The 19174-nt window shown below is 65.2% G+C and carries 11 protein-coding genes; 3 read left to right on the top strand and 8 right to left on the bottom strand.

Translation table 11 applies throughout. The features are described 5' to 3' along the window. Positions 1-272: 272 nt before the first annotated feature. The 6 genes from FJW07_RS07760 to hutI form a co-directional block, all read right to left on the bottom strand. Complete coding sequence (locus FJW07_RS07760) at positions 273-8855, bottom strand: glucoamylase family protein (RefSeq protein WP_140855560.1); 8583 nt, start codon at positions 8853-8855, stop codon at positions 273-275. Between the two features lie 269 nt (positions 8856-9124). Next, positions 9125-9712 (bottom strand): HutD family protein, encoded by a 588-nt coding sequence (locus FJW07_RS07755; RefSeq protein ID WP_140855558.1) that lies wholly within the window; start codon positions 9710-9712, stop codon positions 9125-9127. A 115-nt stretch (positions 9713-9827) separates the two neighbouring features. Continuing rightward, positions 9828-11501, bottom strand: a complete 1674-nt coding sequence (hutU, locus tag FJW07_RS07750) for a urocanate hydratase (protein WP_181182591.1) — start codon at positions 11499-11501, stop codon at positions 9828-9830. A gap of 25 nt (positions 11502-11526) precedes the next feature. Continuing rightward, positions 11527-12345 carry an N-formylglutamate deformylase gene (gene hutG / locus FJW07_RS07745; RefSeq protein WP_140855556.1) on the bottom strand — a complete coding sequence of 273 codons (819 nt, stop codon included), beginning with the start codon at positions 12343-12345 and terminating at the stop codon, positions 11527-11529. Beyond that, complete coding sequence (hutH, locus tag FJW07_RS07740; protein ID WP_140855554.1) at positions 12345-13886, bottom strand: histidine ammonia-lyase; 1542 nt, start codon at positions 13884-13886, stop codon at positions 12345-12347. Before hutH ends, hutG begins: the two co-directional genes overlap by 1 nt. Continuing rightward, on the bottom strand, positions 13883-15112 hold the full coding sequence (hutI, locus tag FJW07_RS07735) for an imidazolonepropionase (RefSeq protein WP_181182589.1): 1230 nt from the start codon (positions 15110-15112) through the stop codon (positions 13883-13885). Before hutI ends, hutH begins: the two co-directional genes overlap by 4 nt. Positions 15113-15209: 97 nt before the next feature. Between hutI and FJW07_RS07730 the strand changes: the two genes are divergently transcribed. Together FJW07_RS07730 and hutC are read left to right on the top strand one after the other, a co-directional pair. After that, the gene (locus tag FJW07_RS07730) at positions 15210-16565 is read left to right on the top strand and encodes a formimidoylglutamate deiminase (RefSeq protein ID WP_140855550.1); all 1356 of its coding nucleotides are present in this window, start codon (positions 15210-15212) and stop codon (positions 16563-16565) included. A gap of 14 nt (positions 16566-16579) precedes the next feature. Continuing rightward, complete coding sequence (hutC, locus tag FJW07_RS07725) at positions 16580-17326, top strand: histidine utilization repressor (RefSeq protein WP_140641260.1); 747 nt, start codon at positions 16580-16582, stop codon at positions 17324-17326. A gap of 264 nt (positions 17327-17590) precedes the next feature. Here hutC and FJW07_RS07720 read toward each other — a convergent pair whose 3' ends face one another. Beyond that, complete coding sequence (locus tag FJW07_RS07720) at positions 17591-17935, bottom strand: RidA family protein (protein WP_112098006.1); 345 nt, start codon at positions 17933-17935, stop codon at positions 17591-17593. Positions 17936-18221: 286 nt separating this feature from the next. Here FJW07_RS07720 and FJW07_RS07715 point away from each other — a divergent pair, with 286 nt between their 5' ends. Then, on the top strand, positions 18222-18560 hold the full coding sequence (locus tag FJW07_RS07715; protein WP_140704126.1) for a TIGR01244 family sulfur transferase: 339 nt from the start codon (positions 18222-18224) through the stop codon (positions 18558-18560). Positions 18561-18604: 44 nt separating this feature from the next. Here FJW07_RS07715 and FJW07_RS07710 read toward each other — a convergent pair whose 3' ends face one another. Beyond that, positions 18605-19072, bottom strand: a complete 468-nt coding sequence (locus FJW07_RS07710) for an Lrp/AsnC family transcriptional regulator (RefSeq protein ID WP_140656389.1) — start codon at positions 19070-19072, stop codon at positions 18605-18607. Between the last annotated feature and the right edge of the window lie 102 nt (positions 19073-19174).

Below are 19174 nucleotides of genomic sequence, written 5' to 3'. Positions count from 1 at the left end.
CTATCCCTTCCGTTCCCATTTAGCGAACAAAAGATGACGACGGTACGAAATCTGACGTGATCGCCTAACGGTTTGAGATAAAAGGTGAAATGTCAGCCTTGCGGCAAAATAATGGCACTTGCCCCGCGCTGCCACATTTTTAATCACAAGCCTCTTGCTTAGCCTGCCGTAAAGTAAGGCACGCGCTCAGGCGCGGGAGCCTCGCCAAGTAAAAAACGGCGATCGGCCGCGCATCCCGATAGATGCGCGGCCGATAGGCCAAGCCTTTGATTTTACGCTGGTATCCTGACGACGACCTCGGCCTTGCCGCCGGCCTTCGGCTCAAAAGAGGCCGATTTTTTCTTCGAACCGTCGACTTCTAGCGAGATCGACTTGGTCTTTTTGTCGCGGATGACGCGAAGCTTGATTTCGCCGTCGAACATCTTGAGCGTCGCGGCGTAGCCGTCCCAGTGCGCGGGCAGCTTCGGCCTAAACGTGATCTCCTTGCCGCGCCGCTCGATGCCGAGGATGCCTTCCACCGCGGCGCGGTAAAGCCAGCCGGCTGACCCCGTATACCAGGTCCAGCCGCCACGGCCGCCCTTGCCTTCGCCGGCATAGATGTCGGCGGCCACGACATAGGGCTCGACGCGGTAGTGTTCGGCCGCTGCCTCGTCCGCAGCATGATTGACCGGGTTCAGCATCGAGAAGCAGCGGTAGGCCTCGTCGGTGCGCCCCATTTCGGCCAGCGCGATCACGAACCAGGTGGCGGCATGGGTGTACTGGCCGCCATTCTCGCGCACGCCCGGCGGGTAGCTCTTGATGTAGCCGGGGTCTTTCTCGCTTTTCGAGAAGGGCGGCGTGAACAGCTTGACGATCTTGAGATCATCGTCGACCAGCATCTCGGTCGCCTGTTCCATGGCCGTCGTCGAGCGCGCGGGATCGCCCTCGCCCGACAGCACGCTCCAGGACTGGGCGATGGAATCGATCTTGCACTCGTGCGAATTGTGCGAGCCGAGCGGCGTGCCGTCGTCGAAGCTGCCGCGCCGATACCACTGGCCGTCCCAGGCGGTGCTTTCCAGGGCCCGCTTCAGCGCGTCCGCGTGCTTCACCCACGCCTGCGCCCGCTTGGCGTCGCCCTGTCCCTTGGCGACAGGCGCGAAGTCGGTGAGCGTCTTCAGCAGGAACCAGCCCAGCCACACGCTCTCGCCCTTGCCGCCCTCGCCGACACGGTTCATGCCGTCGTTCCAGTCGCCGCCGAGGATGAGCGGCAGGCCGGCAGGACTGCTGCGCTTGATCGCCAGATCGAGCGCCCGCGCGCAATGGTCATAGAGCGGCGCGGTGTTCTTGGTGATCTCGGGCGTGAAGAAGGCGTCATGCTCATCCTCGCCGAGCTGCTGCCCGTCGATGAAGGGCAACTGCTCCTTGAGGATCGCGGCGTCGCCGGTCACCTCGATGTAGCGGGCCGTCGCATGCGCCAGCCAGACGACGTCGTCCGAGATCATGGTGCGCACGCCGGCATCGGTGCGCGGCAACCACCAGTGCTGCACGTCGCCTTCCGGGAACTGCCGGCGCGCGGCATTGAGGATCTGGTCACGCGCCAGCTTCGGGTCGTGCGCCAGAAGGGCGAGCGTGTCCTGCAGCTGGTCACGGAAGCCGAAAGCGCCGCTCGCCTGGTAGAAGGCCGAGCGCGCGCGGATGCGGCAGGCAACGGCCTGATAGGGCAACCAATGGTTGACCATGGCGTTCATCGCCTCGTCGGGCGTCTCGACCTGGATGGTGTCGAGGAAGCCGCGCCAGGCCTTTTCATTGTCGGCCAGGCGCTGGTCGAAATCCTTGCCGCGATGGGTCTGCACCAGGGCGCTTGCCTCGGCGGGCGTGGCCGCGTCGCCAAGCAGCCAGAGCAGCGTCACGTCGCCACCGGCCGGAATGTCGATGTCGCTGGCGACAACCGCGCAAGGGTCGTCGCCCGCCTCGATGCGCCCGGAAAGCGCAAGCCCGCCGAGCACGGCTTGCGGATACTCCGTCGTGCCGTGCCTGCCGACGAATTCGGAGCGGTCGGCGGTCACCGAATGGATTGGATGGCTGGCCCCCAGGAAGGCGACACGCTCGCCGAAATCGAGGCCATAGGGGTTCTGCGCCAGAAGCGCGCCTGTCGCCGCGTCGCGCGTCGGCACTATGGTCGCCGCGGTGCGCGAGCGGTGGCCGCCCAGCACCCATTCGGCATAGGCATAGACACGCAGGCGCGCCGGCACGGAGCCCGAATTCTGGATGCGCAGCCGGGTGATCTTCACCGGATCGACGGGATCGACCACCTGCGTCAGGTCCATCGACAGAGGCCCGCGCTTCGAGCGGAAGGTGGAAAAGCCCTGGCCGTGCCAGGTCTCATAGGTCATCGACGGATCGCGGACCGTCGCGGCCATCGGCGAGAACGCCTTGCCGCTGGCGTGGTCGAAGACATAGAAGCCCTCGCCCGGCCGGTTCGACACCGGGTCGTTCGACCACGGCGTCAGCTGGTAGTCGCGGCTGTTGCGGCTCCAGGTGAAGCCGGCGCCTTCCGCCGAGACGTGGAAGCCGAAGGCAGCATTGGAGATGACGTTGATCCAGGGCTGCGGCGTCGAGCGCCGGCCCGTCAGCCGCGTCACATAGTGGCGGCCGTCACCGTCAAAGCCGCCAAAGCCGTTCCACAGGCTGAGACCGCTGCCGTCGGCGGCGACATCGCTTCCACCATGGCTTGCCGGCACCGGCAAAGGCAGCGGCGGAACCGGTTCGCGCGGCGAGCCGCCCTCGGCCTGCAGCAAGGCATCGCGGGCCTGGAGGGCCGCGGTCTCGGCGCGTTCGAGCTGGTCGAAGATCGTGCCGTTGCGCGTGTGCAGCACGACGCGCGCCACCGACAGCAAGGTCTTGTAGGTCGGCTCATCCATCAGGTCGCGGCGCACCGCGAAGATGTGCTGGCGCGGCCCGAGCTCGCGGCCGCGCAGGCGGCTGTTCTCGCACAGCGTCTCCACCGCGCGCTGCAGGTCCTGCACATAGGACGAGGCCTGCTCGTTGACGACGACGAAGTCGATCATCATGCCCCGCGCCCGCATATATTCCTGGAAACGGAGCGCCTGGGCGACGATCTCGAGATCGGCGACGTCGCCGATGCGCACCAGGAAGATCGGGAAATCGCCGGAGATGCTGGTCGGCCACAGGCTCGACTGGCGGCCGAGGCCCGACGCGATGGATTCCGCCGGCAGGCGCAGGAACGGATCGGGATAGATCAGGTAGCGCGCCAGCTTCTGCACATTGGCGGCGTCGGTGAGGCTGAGGCCCAGATGGCGCGTCTGCACCTGGCTCCGCGTCCAGGCCAGCATGGCCTGGCGGGCGAAGCTCTCCTGGTGGTCGAGGCGGGCGATCGCCTCGTCGAGCTCGGCGCGATTGGCGCCGACGGCGGTCCAGAAGGTCAGCGAGATCTTCTTGTTGGCCGGCACGCGCACCTGGCGGCGAAGTGCTGCCACCGGGTCGAGCGTGAAGCCCTGGCTGCCCGAAAGCCTGACGCCGGGATCGAAAGCGACGGCATCGGCAATGGTGCGGCCACGGCCGATGAAGGCGCGCCGGTCGGTCTCGGCCTCGGCATCGCGCGACGGGCCCGACGGGTCGGTGACGAAATGCACCATGGTGAGGTCGGGGTCGTTCTTGTCGCGCTTGCGCCGCGTGGCGAAGATCGCGCCGTTGTTCGGCGCGATCTCGGTCTCGACGAACATCTTGGAGAATGCCGGATGCGCGTTGTCAGAGGCTTCGTTGCCGAGCACCAGTTCGGTGAAGGAGGTCACCTCGATATGCCGGTCGGCAGCGCCGTCATTGTAGAGGGTGATGCGGCGGCCTTCGCCATTGCCTTCGGAAATGACGATGCATTCGACTTCGGAACGCAGCGAGCCCAATGTCTTGGTGAAGCTCGCCTTGTCGTCGCCGAACAGCGTCTGGACGCGTTCGCCCTCGGCGCGCTTCGGTTCCGCCGTGGCCGACCACCAGTCACCCGTCGCGGTGTCGCGCAGGAAGATGTAGGAGCCGAGGCGGTCCTCGCTCGGATCCGGCTGCCAGCGGGTGACGGCAAGCTCGCCGAAGCGGCTGTAGCCGGAGCCCGTCGCGGTGACCATGACCGAATAGCGGCCGTTGGACATGACGTTGGTCGCGCGCAGCGCCTTGATCGGATCGAGGATGACGCGGCTATCGGGGCTCTCGGTCTCGGTTTCGTCCTTGGATCGCTCGTCCGCTTCCGTCCTGACGGTTGCGGTCGGAATGTCGCGCGGCGCCTTCTCCTGCAACAGAAGCTCGGCCGATTCGATCACCGGATCGCTATGGAAACGCTCGCGCAGCCGGCCCTCGAAAATGGCGTCCGCGACGGCGGCGATCGACATGCCGGAATGGTGCGCCATGTAGTTCTGCACCACCGCGTGGTCGGTGCCTTCGGGCACGCGCTGCGGCGTGAAATCGACAGCGTCGTAGAAGCCGTGGCGGCCAAGCGCGCCGATCGAGCGCAGCCGCTGCAGGTTCTGCACCGCCTCGCGCGGACTGAACTGCGCGGCGAGGATCGTCGCATAGGGCGCGATCACGGTGTTCTGGCCAAGGCCGCGCTTCAGGCCGAGCCCGGGCACGCCGAAATTGGTGTACTGGTAGGTGAGCTCGCGGTCGCGGGCATTGTAGGCCGCTTCCGAAATGCCCCAGGGCACGTTCTTGGAACGCGCATACTGGATCTGGCGCTTGATGATGAGCTTGCTGGTCTGGTTGAGGATCGAGCCCTGCGGCTCCTTCATCACCAGCGGCGGCATCAGATACTCGAACATCGAGCCCGACCAGGACATCAACGCGCCCTGGAAGCCGATCTCGACGATCGGCCGTCCGAGACGGAACCAATGCTCGGTCGGCAGGTCGCCCTTGGCGATGGCGAACAGGCTGGTGAGCCGCGCTTCCGAGGCAAGCAGGTCGTAGCAGCTCTCGTCGAGCTGGCGGTCCTCGACGCGGTAGCCGATCGACAGCAGCTTGCGCTCCTGGCGCATCAGGAAGGAGAAATCCATCTCGAAGGCATAGCGGCGGCAGCGCTCGCGCAAGGCGAGCAGCTTGGCGCGCAGAGCGGCGACCGCGCTCTCGTCATTGTGCGAGTCGTGCACATGCGCCTCGCAGGTCGCTTCCAGCCGCTCCGCCCAGTCGGCGATGACATCGCTCTTCGGCGAGGCCGCCTCGGTGTGGATGGCGGTGGCGAGCTTGCGGATCTCGCCAGCCAGCACGGCAAGGTTGATGGTGCGGATCGACGCCATCTCAGGCTGTGCCTTGATGGTCGCCACCGCGCGGCGCATGCCGTCGAGACGATCGGCCAGGCGCTGGCGCAGCGGCCGCAGCTGCCGACGGTCGTCCGGCAGCTCGTCCAGGCTTTCGTCGAGAATGGTGACGGTGTCGATGATGCCTTCGAAATCGCCCTGCAGGTGCACCGACGGCGCCTCGGCCCATTCGGCGCAGGAGGCGGCCACCGCAACCAGATGTCCAGCGAGATTGCCGCTGTCGACAGCGGAGATGTAGAGCGGATAGAGCGGCTTCAGCGTCGTCGTGTCGTACCAGTTGTAGAGATGGCCGCGATCGCGCGGCATGTTCTCGATGGTCGTCATCGTGGCGTCGATGCGGGTGATGGCGTCCGACAGGCTGATCCAGCCGAAATCGCGCGCCGAAACCACCGAAAGCAGATAGACGCCGATATTGGTCGGCGAGGTGCGCGGCGCCACCACCGGCGCCGGGCTTTCCTGGAAATTGTCCGGCGGCAGGTGATGCTGCTCGGCCGTCACGAAGGTCTCGAAATAGTGCCAGGTGCGGCGCGCGAAGGTGCGCAGCGCGTGGATGTCGGCGCTCGAGATGCGCAGCCTGTCCTCGGTTTCGGCCGAGCGGCTGATCCAGCAGGCGACGGCCGGCGAAGCGATCCAGAAGATGGCGAAGAAGAAAGCGACGAAGGCGCCGGTGGAATCGGCCAGCACCGGAATCGCGAGGCCGACGACGCCGATGATCACCGCGCCATACATCATGCCGTAATAGGCGCCGAGATCGCTGCCGCTGTTCTTGGCGGCCTGCGAGGCGGTGCGCCATTCGAGCAGGTTCTGACGGCTGACGAAGAGCCGGTAGATGGTGCGGACGATGGCATCGCCCATCATCCAGGCGAGATGCGCCATCAACAGCACTTTGAGCGCCACAAGCGCGGTGCCGAACACGGTGTCGCGCGCCAAAGCGGAGAAATGGCCGCGCGGCGTCTGGTCGCCGCTCTTCGGCAGGATGCCGTTCACGATGTCGAAGGTCGGCGCCATGAACAGGCTGAGGATCAGAAGGGCCTGCCACTGCGCCGCCTGGGTGAAGGGCAGCAGCGTCCAGCCGGCGATACAGGCCATCACCCAGAAGATCGGGGTGACCGAGCGGCGCAGATTATCGACCATCTTCCAGCGCGACAGCGCAGGCACGCCGGAGCGCGGGTCGAAGATGTAGCCGAGCAGTTGCCAGTCGCCGCGCGCCCAGCGATGGTGGCGCGAGGCGTCGACCGAGTAGCGTGTCGGATAGTCCTCGACCAGTTCGACATCCGTCACCAGCGCGGCCCGCGCGAGCGCGCCTTCGAGCAGATCGTGGCTGAGGATGGTGTTTTCGTCGATGCGGTTCTTCAGCGCCGCCTCGAAGGCGTCGACATGGTAGAGGCCCTTGCCGGTGAAGGAACCGTCGCCGAAGACGTCCTGATAGACGTCGGAAACGGCGAACACATAAGGGTCGAGGCCGCGATTGGCCGAGAAGACGCGCTGGAAGAAGGAGGCGTCGTCGCCGCTGGTGAGCGAGGCGGTGATGCGCGGCTGCAGGATGGTGTAGCCGGCGGTGACGACGTGCTTGACCGGATCGAAATGAGGGCGGTTGAGCGGGTGAGCAAGCTTGCCGACCAGGTCCGAAACCGCATCGCGCGTGGTGCGCGTGTCGGCGTCGAGCGTCATCACATAGACGACCTTTTCCGGCAGCGGCACGTTGAGCGGCAGGAAGGTGGTGTCGCTGTCGCCGCGCAGCAGGAGGTTCAGCTCATGCAGCTTGCCGCGCTTGCGCTCCCATCCCATCCAGCAGCCCTGCGCCTGATTGTAGAGCCGGCGGCGATGCAGGAGATAGAAGCGCGGCGAGCCCTCCGACGGATAGCGGGCGTTCAGCCTGGCGATCTCGTCGCGGGCATATTGCAGGATCTCGATATCGGCGGCGTCGATCTCGGTCTTGGAGTCCGGCCAGTCGGACAACAGCGCGAAGTGGATCTCCTCGGCCGTGTTGGCGAGGTGATGCACCTCGATGTTGCGGATATTTTCCTCGACGTCGTCGCGCGAGCCGATCAGCGAAGGCACCACGACCAGAGTGCGCGATTCAGCCGGGATGCCGTGCTTGTTGTAATCGTAGCCGACAAGCCTGGTCGGTTTCAGGAACAGCGCCACCACGGTGTTGAAGAAGGCTAGAGCGCCTTCGCTTGCCGGCACCGCGAACAGCGCCAGCATCAGCGTGATCGATTCCACCGACAGGCCGAGATTGGCAAGCGCCCTGCCCGACAGCACGAGCAGCAGCGCCGTCAAAAGGAAGACCGGCACGACGATGCCCAACCAGCCGGCGCTGGCAAAGCCGCGCTTGAAGGTCACATAGAAAGGCGGCCGGTAGCCGATCGCATTTTCCAGTTCCTGGCGGCGCGGGCCAACCAGGAAGAAGCCGACATCGGTATGCACGTCGGGGTCGGCGGTTTCGGGCACGCCGGACGCGTCGGTGACGCCGGGCGTATGGCCGGCAAGCTCGATCGCCTTTTCGGCCACCCGGTATTCGGACAGATCCGAGCGGCGCGCCAGCTGCTCGATCGCGGTGCGGTACTGGTCGCGCGAGAAGAAGTCGAGGTCGGCGAAATCGGTCTTCTGGCGCAGCAGCGTGTCGATGCGGCTGACGCCCTCGAACCAGACCGTCCAGTCGACGTCGTTGATGAGGCGCAGGCCGCGGATGATGTTGCCGGTCGTGACGTTGCCGCTGGAGAGCGTCTGATGCTCGGAGATGATGATCTCCTCGGCGTCGGAGCCGGTTTTTTCGAGCTCGCCTTCCAGCCATTCCAGGGCGCGCCCGGCGTTCTGCGACCCGTCGCGCAAGCGATAGAGCAGTTGGGTGGCGAAGGTGGTGTCCTGCGCATGCGTGCCGTAGTTGGACAGGATCCTCGTGCGGTCGGCATTGTCGTCGGTCGCCAGAACGCGGTCGGCGACCTCGTTGGCGATGTGGCGCATCTGCCTGGTGCGATCGACGCGCACGGCGATGCGACGCAGGTTCTCGATCAGCACGAAGCGCAGCAGCGAGGGCAGCGCCCAGAGCTCGCCGATCTTCATCGGCTCGACCGACTGGAAGCCCTCGACGATCGCCTTGAACATATTGGCCGAGACGGAGCTGTCGGAATGCTCGACATAGCCCCAGGCAACGACGAAGGCGCGCGGCAGCACCGTGCCGTCGCCGAGTGTCAGCGTCGGCAGTTGGCGATAGAAGCGGCGCGGCAGGTCGCGCTTGACCTGGAAGATGGTCTCCTCGACCAGGTAGTTGTTGTCGAGCAGCCATTGCGCGGCCGGCGTGATGGTCTCGCCCTTGGCCTGGGCGGCGTTGGTCGAACGGTAGACTTCGAGGATTTTCTTGGCGCTGTCGCGGATGCGGGCCTGGAACTCGAATGGAGCGAGCCCGAACAATTCCTTGACTTCGCCCTTGGCGAGCGCAACGCCCAAGGCGCGCAGCCGGTCCTCGGGCAGGAAATTGGAGCGTATCGGCGCTTCCGTCACCACCGGGAAGCCGGCGCTTGTCTGTTCGATCTTGTTCGGGTTCGTCTGAATGTTCATTGAAAATTCCGTAAGCGGGGGCGCAATGCGGCGTCACCGCCACGGCAATGCCCCTAAAACCGGTTCAATTGCAATTGGTTGCATGACTGGTTGGCCGAAAGTTTGTCTTGCGCACCACAACAGGGGCGTGCCCTTTCGACAGCTCGTAGGCGAACGCCCCTCGCTCTCCGCCCCGGTTGGATCAGGGCAAGAATTCAGGCTTTTTCGTGATACATGCAAGGGGCCGGGCGATAATTCACCCAAGCCGCGATCATGTTTGGCAACAGCCGTTAATGGTTGGCGGCGAGGCGATGGAGTTCGATCACGAAAAGCCGGCCCTGCCCCTTGGGTTGAAGCCGCAATTCCAGGCTGTCGCGGTCGAGGATCAGCGTGTCGAGCGGTCCCAGGCTCGGCGCATCGCCCGTGAAGAGCGTGAAGCCTCCGCCGACCGCCAGAACCAGCGTCGTGTCGGCGCGCGGCGCGATGCGAATCTCACTGGCAAGCGGCCGACACTCGACCTTGTGGGCCATGCGGCCACGGCGGGTCATGACGTTGAGATCGGTAATCGGACCGCCAATCAGCGCCGCCCCGGTCGGCACGTCGCCCGGAAAGGCGAGCGGCACTGAAGCCATGGTCAGCGGCGCCGGCGGCTGGCCGGCGATGTCGAGGATAATCCCCTCGCCCTCCAGCACCGACAATGTGCGGTCGATGCCGGCGAAGCTGGAGAACGGCCCGCTGGTCTCGACGCGGGCCATCGAGACGCGCCAGTCGAAATCCTCGAGCCCGGCGCCGGCCGGGGAAACGGCGATTTCGGTCGTCGTGCCGCCGCCATTCTTCCACGGCATGACGCGGTAATCGGCGGCACGAAGGATTCGCATCGGCCTAGCCCCGGACGATTTCAAGTCGATTCGACCTGAAATCATCCGGCTCTGTCTTTTTGGTTGGGAGCATGATGTTGTCCGAAAACCGCTTCACACTTTTCGGCATCATGCTCTAGCCCAGGATGCCCGGCAGGTTGAGCTGGTGCTCCTTGGCGCACTCAATGGCGATGTCGTAGCCGGCATCGGCATGACGCATGACGCCGGTCGCCGGGTCGTTCCACAGCACGCGCTCCAGGCGCTTGGCGGCATCCGCCGTGCCGTCGGCGACAATCACCATGCCGGCATGCTGCGAGAAGCCCATGCCGACGCCGCCGCCATGGTGCAGCGACACCCATGTGGCGCCCGACGCGGTGTTGAGCAGCGCGTTGAGCAGCGGCCAGTCGGAAACGGCGTCGGAGCCGTCCTTCATCGCTTCGGTCTCGCGGTTCGGCGAGGCGACCGAGCCGGAATCGAGGTGGTCGCGGCCGATGACGACCGGCGCCTTGAGCTCGCCCTTGGCCACCATCTCGTTGAAGGCGAGGCCGAGCCGGTGGCGATCGCCAAGGCCGACCCAGCAGATGCGCGCCGGCAGGCCCTGGAAGGAGATGCGCTCGCGCGCCATGTCCAGCCAGTTGTGCAGATGGGTGTTGCCGGGGGTGAGCTCACGCACCTTGGCGTCGGTCTTGTAGATGTCTTCCGGATCGCCGGAGAGTGCCGCCCAGCGGAACGGACCGATGCCGCGGCAGAACAGTGGGCGGATATAGGCCGGCACGAAGCCCGGGAAAGCGAAGGCGTTCTCGAAACCCTCGTCCTTGGCGACCTGGCGGATGTTGTTGCCGTAGTCGAGCGTCGGCACGCCGGCGTTCCAGAACGCCACCATCGCCTCGACATGCTCGCGCATCGAAGCGCGGGCGGCCTTCTCGACGGCCTTGGGGTCGGAGACGCGCTTCTCGCGCCATTCGGCCATGGTCCAGCCCTTGGGCAGATAGCCGTTGATGGGGTCGTGCGCCGAGGTCTGGTCGGTGACCATATCGGGACGGATGCCGCGCCTGAACATCTCCGGCACGATCTCGGCGGCGTTGCCGAGCAGCCCGACCGACTTCGCCTCGCCGGCCTTGGTCCAGCGGTCGATCATTTCCATCGCCTCGTCGAGCGTCTCGGCCTTCTCGTCGAGATAGCGGGTGCGCAGGCGGAAATCGATCGAGTCGGGGTTGCATTCGATGGCTAGGCAGGAGGTGCCGGCCATGACGGCGGCCAGAGGCTGGGCGCCGCCCATGCCGCCGAGGCCGCCGGTCAGGATCCACTTGCCCTTGAGGTTGCCGTTGTAGTGCTGGCGGCCGGCCTCGACGAAGGTTTCGTAGGTGCCCTGAACGATGCCTTGCGTGCCGATATAGATCCAGGAGCCGGCCGTCATCTGGCCGTACATCATCAGGCCCTTCCTATCGAGCTCGTTGAACTTCTCCCAGGTTGCCCAATGCGGCACGATGTTGGAGTTGGCGATGAGCACGCGCGGCGCATTGGAATGGGTCTTGAAGACGCCGACCGGCTTGCCGGACTGCACCAGCAGCGTCTCGTCCTCGCCCAGCGTCTTCAGCGACGCGACGATGCGGTCAAAATCGTTCCAGGTGCGCGCGGCCCGGCCGATGCCGCCATAGACGACTAATTCGTTCGGATTCTCGGCGACCTCCGGGTCGAGGTTGTTCATCAGCATGCGCAGCGGCGCCTCGGTCGTCCAGTAGCGCGCGTTGAGCTTGTCGCCGCGGGGGCTGCGCACTTCGCGGATGTTGTGACGGGGATCGTTCATCATTGTCCCTTTCGAGTAAGGCGGCGCCTCAGCGCCCGGCCCATTCAATGGCGGTTTCGAGGATGGTTTTCAGCGTGGCGCGGATCGGCGCTGCGTAGGTGGCGTCGTAAGGCACCGGCCAATTTTCCGGCGAACCCCTTTCCGACGGCTCACGCATGTAACCGCGGTTGGAGAGCTCCATCTGCAGCGCGTGCACGCCATTTTCAGGCCGGCCGAAGCTTCTGGTGATCCAGCCGCCCTTGAAGCGGCCATTGACCACCCAGGTCTCGCCGGTCGCGGCGAGGATGGCGGCAACCTTCTGCTGCAGCACAGGATCGGTGCTCTTGCCGTCATTGGTGCCGAGGTTGAAGACCGGCAGCGTGCCTTCGAACAGCCGCGGCAGCACCGAGCGGATCGAATGGCAGTCGTAGAGCACGATCTTGTCGTGCATGCCGCGCAGCCGATCGATCTCGGCCTGCAGGGCGGCGTGATAAGGCTTGAAATAAGTCTCGCGGCGCTGGTCGATCTCGGCCGGCGTCGGCTCATCACCCATGCGGTAGAGCGGATCGCCGTCAAAAGTGTCCGTCGGGCAAAGGGTGGTCGTCGCCTGCCCGGGATAGAGCGAAACGCCCGACGGATCGCGGTTGACGTCGATGACGGTGCGCGAGATCGCGGTATGTACGACAGTCGCGCCGAGATCGGTCGCAAAATCATAGAGCTTGTCGATCCACCAATCGCAGTCGCGTTGGCCGAGCCACGTCGAGACCAGCCGGTTATCGAGGCCGGCAAGATCGATGCCGGTGTGCGGGATCGAGACCAACAGCGGCGCGGTGCCTTGGGTGACGGTGAGCCAGGACGGCGTTGCCATCATGCCGCTCCCGCAATCGACGGCAGCGCGACAATGCTCGCCGCCTTCACGGTGGCGCCGCTGCGCACCATGGCGATCGCCTTTTCCATGTCGGGATGGAAATGGCGGTCATTGTCGAGATGCGGCACTTCGGCCCGGACCAGCTTGCGCACCGCTTCCAGTGCTTCGCTCGAGGCAAGCGGCGCGTGGAAATCGCAGCCTTGCGCGGCTGCCAGGAGCTCGATGCCGATGACGGCGGTGGCGTTCTCGATCATGCCGAGCAGCCGACGCGCGCCGTGGGCAGCCATGGAAACATGGTCTTCCTGGTTGGCCGAGGTCGGGATCGAATCGACGCTTGCCGGATAGGCCTTCTGCTTGTTTTCCGAGACAAGCGCCGCCGCCGTCACCTGCGGGATCATGAAACCCGAGTTCAGGCCGGGCTTCGGCGTCAGGAAGGCCGGCATGCCGGACAGCGCTGGATCGACCAGCATGGCGATGCGCCGTTCCGACAGCGAGCCGATCTCGCAGACGGCAAGCGCGATCATGTCCGCGGCGAAGGCCACCGGCTCGGCATGGAAATTGCCGCCCGAAAGCGCCGTGTCGTCCTCGGCGAAGATCAGTGGATTGTCGGTGACGCCATTGGCTTCGGTCTCAAGCGTGTCGGCCGCCTTGCGCAGCACGTCAAGCGCGGCGCCCATCACCTGCGGCTGGCAGCGCAGGCAGTACGGGTCCTGCACGCGCTCGTCGCCGACACGGTGCGATTCACGAATGGCGCTGCCGGCCATGAGATTGCGGAGCGCATCCGCCGTTTCGATCTGGCCGCGATGCTTTCTCAAAAGATGGATGCGCGGATCGAAAGGCGCATCGGAGCCTCGTGCCGCGTCGGTCGACAGCGCACCGGCGACCAGCGCCGACTGGTAGAGCACCTCGGCCTCGAACAGGCTGGCCAGAGCATAGGCGGTCGAGAACTGGGTGCCGTTGAGCAGCGCAAGGCCCTCCTTGGCGCCTAATGTCACCGGCTCCAGCCCATGCGAGACGAAGGCGACCTTGGCCGGGAAACGGCCATGTGGGGTAAAGCATTCGCCGACGCCGATCATCACCGCGGTCATATGCGAGAGCGGCGCAAGGTCGCCGGACGCGCCGACCGAGCCTTGCGCCGGCACGACGGGGATAACGTCGTTGGCGAGCATGGCTTCCAGCAATTCGATGGTCTGAGGGCGCACGCCGGAGGCGCCCTGGGCCAGGCTGGCGAGTTTCAGCGCCATCATCAGCCGCACAACGGCGACGGGCATCGGCTCGCCGACGCCGGCGGCATGCGAAAGCACGATGTTGCGCTGGAGGGTTTCGAGATCGTCGGCCGGGATGCGGACGCTGGCGAGCTTGCCGAAGCCGGTGTTGATGCCATAGACCGGCTCGCCCTTGGCGACGATGCGGGCGACCGCCTCGGCGCTGGCCTTGATCTTCGGCCGGCAAGCGGCGTCAAGCTTCGGCACGGCGCCGCGATAGATGGCGCGCCAGTCGGCAAGCGTCGCGTTGCCGGGCGTCAGGGTCAGTTCGGTCATTGTCCTCTCCAGATACGGGCATGGAGCGGATTGAAGCCCATGCGGTAGACGAGTTCGGCCGGGCGCTCGATGTCCCAGATGGCGAGATCGGCCGATTTGCCGGTTTCCAAAGTGCCGGTCTTGTCGAGAAGCCCCAGCGCACGCGCGGCCTCGCGGGTGACGCCGGCAAGGCATTCGTCGACAGTCATGCCGAACAGCGTCGCGGCCATGTTCATGGTGAGCAGCAGCGAGGTGAGCGGCGAGGTGCCGGGATTGGAATCGGTGGCGACAGCCATCTTCACGCCGTGGCGGCGGAAGAGATCGACCGGCGGCTTCTTCGTCTCACGGATGAAGTAGTAGGCGCCAGGCAGGATCGTCGCCACGGTGCCGGCCTTGGCCATCGCCGTGGCGCCCTCCTCGTCCGTATATTCGAGATGGTCGGCCGACAACGCGCCATAGCGGGCGGCAAGGGCCGCGCCATGCAAGTTGGAAAGCTGGTCGGCGTGCAGTTTTACAGGCAGGCCAAGCGCCTTGGCCTTGTCGAAGACGCGCGCCATCTGCTCCGGCGCGAAAGCTATGCCCTCGCAAAAACCGTCGACAGCGTCGGCGAGGTTTTCGGCGGCGACTTCCGGCAGGATCGTGCCGGAGACGAGATCGATGAACGCGTCCTTGTCGCCTTGGGCTTCGGGCGGCAGCGCGTGGGCAGCAAGACAAGTCGTGCGGACCGTGACAGGACGCTCATTGCCCAGCCGGCGGGCGGCGTGCAGCGACTTCTTCTCGTTCTCGAGGTCGAGGCCGTAGCCCGATTTCACCTCGACGGTGGTAACGCCTTCGGCCATCAGCGCGTCGAGGCGCGGCAGCGTCTCAGCGACGAGTTCGTCCTCGCTGGCGGCACGCAGCGACTTGACCGAGGAAACGATGCCGCCCCCAGCGCGCGCCACTTCTTCATACGTGGCGCCGGCCAGCCGCATCTCGAACTCGTTGGCGCGGTTTCCGGCATAGACAAGATGTGTATGACAGTCGATCAGGCCGGGCGTGATCCAGCGGCCTTCGCAATCGACGGCCTCGGCGCCCTGCCCGGCAGCGGCCGGCATATCGGCCTCGGGACCGGCATAGACAATAAGCCCATCACGCGCGGCGACCGCGCCTTTCTCGACGATGCCGAGCCCGGCCGCCCCCTCAGCCATGGTCGCCAGGCGCGCATTGCGCCAGACCCGATGGCCGCTCTTGTTGTTTGCTCCACCCATCATCTTTTCCGTTTGCTTGGATGACGATTATGTATATACATATTGAAAAGCGACGCAAGTGGTAATGTCGCTCTCGCATCGAGATTCGGAGATAAAGGTGACGGTGATCTTTGCGGAACAGGCGCTGCTGCCCGGTGGTTGGCAGGGCAATGTGAGGATCGCTTTCAACGGCGGCCGCATCTCCACGGTCGAGGCCGGCGCTTTTGCGCAAGCCGGCGACGAGTGTCATGCCATCGTCCTGCCCGGCATGCCCAACCTGCACAGCCACGCCTTCCAGCGCGGCATGGCGGGTCTTGCCGAACTGCGCGGCCCTTCGGCCGACAGTTTCTGGAGCTGGCGCGAGGTGATGTACCGCTTCGCGCTGTCGATGACGCCCGACCAGGTGGAGGCGGTCGCGTCACAGCTTTATGTCGAAATGCTGGAGGCCGGCTTCTCGCGCGTCGGCGAATTTCATTACCTGCATCACGACCGCGACGGACAGCCTTACGCCAATATCGCGGAGATGGCGGAGCGGGTCGCCGCCGCGGCTGCCGACACCGGCATCGGACTGACGCTGCTGCCGGTCTTCTATGCTCATTCAGCCTTCGGCGGCGCCGCACCCAACGAAAGCCAGCGGCGATTCATCAATGATGTCGAGCGCTTTGGGCGATTGCTTGAGAAAGCTCGCGAGGGCGTTCGCCCATTGGAGCAGGCTGTCGTCGGTGTCGCGCCGCACAGCCTGCGCGCCGCAACGCCGGACGAGCTCAATGCCGTCGCGGCGATGGCGCCGAACGGGCCGACCCATATCCATGTCGCCGAGCAGGTGAAGGAAGTCGAGGACTGCATCGCCTGGTCGGGCAAGCGTCCGGTCGAATTCCTGCTTGCCAATGCCACGGTGGACGAGCGCTGGTGCCTGATCCACGCCACGCATATGACCGAGGCCGAAACGATCGCCATGGCCAAAAGCGGCGCCATCGCCGGGCTCTGCCCTATCACCGAGGCCAATCTCGGTGATGGCACGTTTGCCGCGCCGCTGTTCATCGAGCATGGCGGCCGCTTCGGCGTCGGCTCCGATTCCAATGTGCTGATCGGTCTGCCGGACGAGTTGAGGCAGCTCGAATATTCGCAGCGCCTCGTCCACCGTGCCCGCAATGTGCTGGCCCGCGCCGGCGGATCCACGGGACGCGCGCTGTTCGACGCTTCGCTCGACGGTGGCAGCCAGGCACTCGGCGCCGGCCCGTCGCGAATTGCCGCCGGCGGCCCTTCCGATCTCGTTTCGCTTGACCAAAACCATCCATCGCTGGCCGGCAAGGCGGGCGACGCGATCCTCGACGCCTGGATCTTTGCCAATGGCAGCAATGTCGATTGCGTCTGGGTGCATGGCGAAAAGCAGGTCAGCGGCGGCAAGCATGCGAGGCGCGAGGCGGTTGCCAAGCGGTTCCGCGATGTCATGACCGCGCTCTCGCAGAGCTGAACAGGAAACATCCGATGAGCCTTGTCGAAACGGATGATGTCGAGGGCGGCGAGATCCTCTCGCTGCATCAGCGCATCCTGTCCGACATCCGCGAAAAGATCCTCTCGGGCGCCTGGGCGCCGGGCCATCGCATCCCCTTCGAGCATGAGCTGACGGCTCACTATAATTGCTCGCGCATGACGGTGAACAAGGCGCTGTCTCAACTCGCCAAGGCCGGGCTGATCGAGCGCCGCCGCCGCTCCGGCAGCTTCGTGCGCCAGCCGCAGTCGCAGGCAGCGGTGCTGGAACTGCACGACATCCGGATCGAAGTCGAGGCGCTCGGCCTGCCCTATCGCTATGAACGGCTGGAACGCCTGAAGCGGCGCAGCAGCGCCGAGGACCGCGCGCTGCTCGGGCTTTCCGCTCCGGGTCCGGTGCTGGCGCTGGAGGGCCTGCATTTCGCCGGCGAGCGACCATTCGCGCTCGAGCAGCGGCTGATCAATCTCTCAGCCGTGGCCGAAGCCAGCGAGGAGGAATTTCTCGAGATCGCGCCGGGCCCCTGGCTGATCGGCCGCGTGCCGTGGAGCGAGGCCGAGCACCGAATCCGCGCCATGGCCGCCGACGAGACAATCGCCGACGCGCTCGACATCGACCCGGGCGCGCCCTGCCTGGTGGTCGAACGCCGGACCTGGAGCGCCGAGCACCCGGTGACGCATGTTCGGTTCGTCTATCCGGCCGAGAGCCACACGCTGGTGGCGCGGTTCACGCCATCGCAGGGATGAGTGATCCCCGCCCATCGCTGTCTTCATTCTAGGGCGAAGCAAGGAGCGAAGCGACGCGCGCAGACCCTAGATCCATGCCGTGACGCTAAGGCTTTGCAACGTTTACAGAATTCTGCACCGTTGCGCCCTACGTCAGAGGTCACGGCATGGATCCTCGGGTCAAGCCCGAGGATGACGATCGCGGTGGCGTGCCGGGACAGCGCCCCTCTGCCCTGCCGGGCATCTCCCCACAAGGGGGAGATTGGCAGTTCCGGCGCCGCGCCCTTACAGCGCCGCCGTGACAATGATCTCGACCAGATACTCCGGGGTGGCGAGCTTGGCTTCGCCGGTGGCGCGGGCGGGCGTGTGGCCCTGCGGCACCCACTTGTCCCATTCCGCGTTCATCTCGGCGAAGGTCTTCATGTCGTCCAGCCAAATGATCGCCTGCACGATCTTGGTCTTGTCGGTGCCGGCCTTGGCCAGCAATTCGTCGATGGTCTTCAGGATGTCGCGGGTCTGCGATGCGACGTTGCCGCCGGGTTCGCCGACCTGGCCGGCCAGATAGACGGTGTTGCCATGAATGACGATCTGGCTCATGCGCGGGCCGACATCGATACGACGAATGCTCATTGGAGGTTCCTTCGTTTGAGGGTCGCGCCTGTTTAAAGTCGCTTCCAACTCCGGGCAAGGCCGGGTCGCCAAATCCATGCGGCGCGCAAGAAGATTGAGTTGTGCCAATAGCCCGGCATGCCACCCTCTGCTGCGGATCCAGGCGCGTTCCCAACCGGGTCAAAATTGGCCTAGTTGGATTTTCCAGCCGGCTATGTCTATTTGGCAGGGAATTGCGGCGGCATGGATTGCCGCCCCTCACCCCGAGTGGCAAGACTGCGGCCAAAGAGATTGCGAGGACGACACCATGGAATACCGCCAGATCAGCGACGACTATTCGGTCTCCGGCCAGATCCAGCCGCAGGACATTGCCGCCATCAAGGACGCCGGCTTCAAGAGCGTGATCTGCAATCGGCCGGACGACGAGCAGCCCGGCCAGCCTTCCGCCGGGAGCGTCCAGGCGGCGGCCGAGGCAGCCGGGCTCGGCTTCCGCTATATCCCGGTGATCAGCGGCCAGATCACCATGGACAATGTCGAGGACCAGGCCCAGGCGCTCGACGAACTCGAAGGCCCGGTGTTCGCCTATTGCCGTTCAGGGGCGCGCTGCACCAATCTTTACGGGCTGATCCAGCAGCAGAGAGACTGAGGCTTAGCGCGTTGGCACGATGCCAATCCGCGAAATCCGCTTCTCTATATCGGCAGCGCGCCGGTTTCCTTCAGCGTCTCCAGCACGATCGCCGTCTTCACGTGCTGTACGGATTCATGCGGCAAGAGCACGCCGTTGACGAACTCGGACAATGATTTGAGGTCGGGCGTCACCACCTTCAGGATGTAATCCATCTCGCCGGTCAGCGCGTGCGCCTCCTGCACTTCGGGCAGGCGCGCCACCAGTTCGCCGAAGCGGCGCGCGTTGTCGCGGTTGTGGGTGGCTAAAGTCACCGAGATGACGTTGACCAGCGAAAAGCCCAGGCGATCGCGGTCGAGCACGGCGCGGTAGCCCTTGATATAGCCATCGTCCTCCAGCCGCAGGCGGCGGCGCGAGCATTGCGATGGCGAGAGGTTCACCCGCTCTGCCAGATCGTTGTTGGTGAATCGCGCATCATCCTGCAAAAGCGCCAATATCTTGCGGTCAAATTGGTCCAGGCGCGCATCATCCATGGATTTTTCTCCAATCATGCACAATTTGCGCGCATGATGAGCATTTCAAGCGGTTGAATGCAAGCACCGTGCGGACGCTCCGCGCTATTATCATGAAAGTTG

Origin of the sequence: Mesorhizobium sp. B3-1-9 (genome assembly GCF_006439595.1) — a bacterium.
Taxonomy (GTDB): domain Bacteria; phylum Pseudomonadota; class Alphaproteobacteria; order Rhizobiales; family Rhizobiaceae; genus Mesorhizobium.
This window is presented reverse-complemented; position numbering and strand designations above follow the sequence as displayed.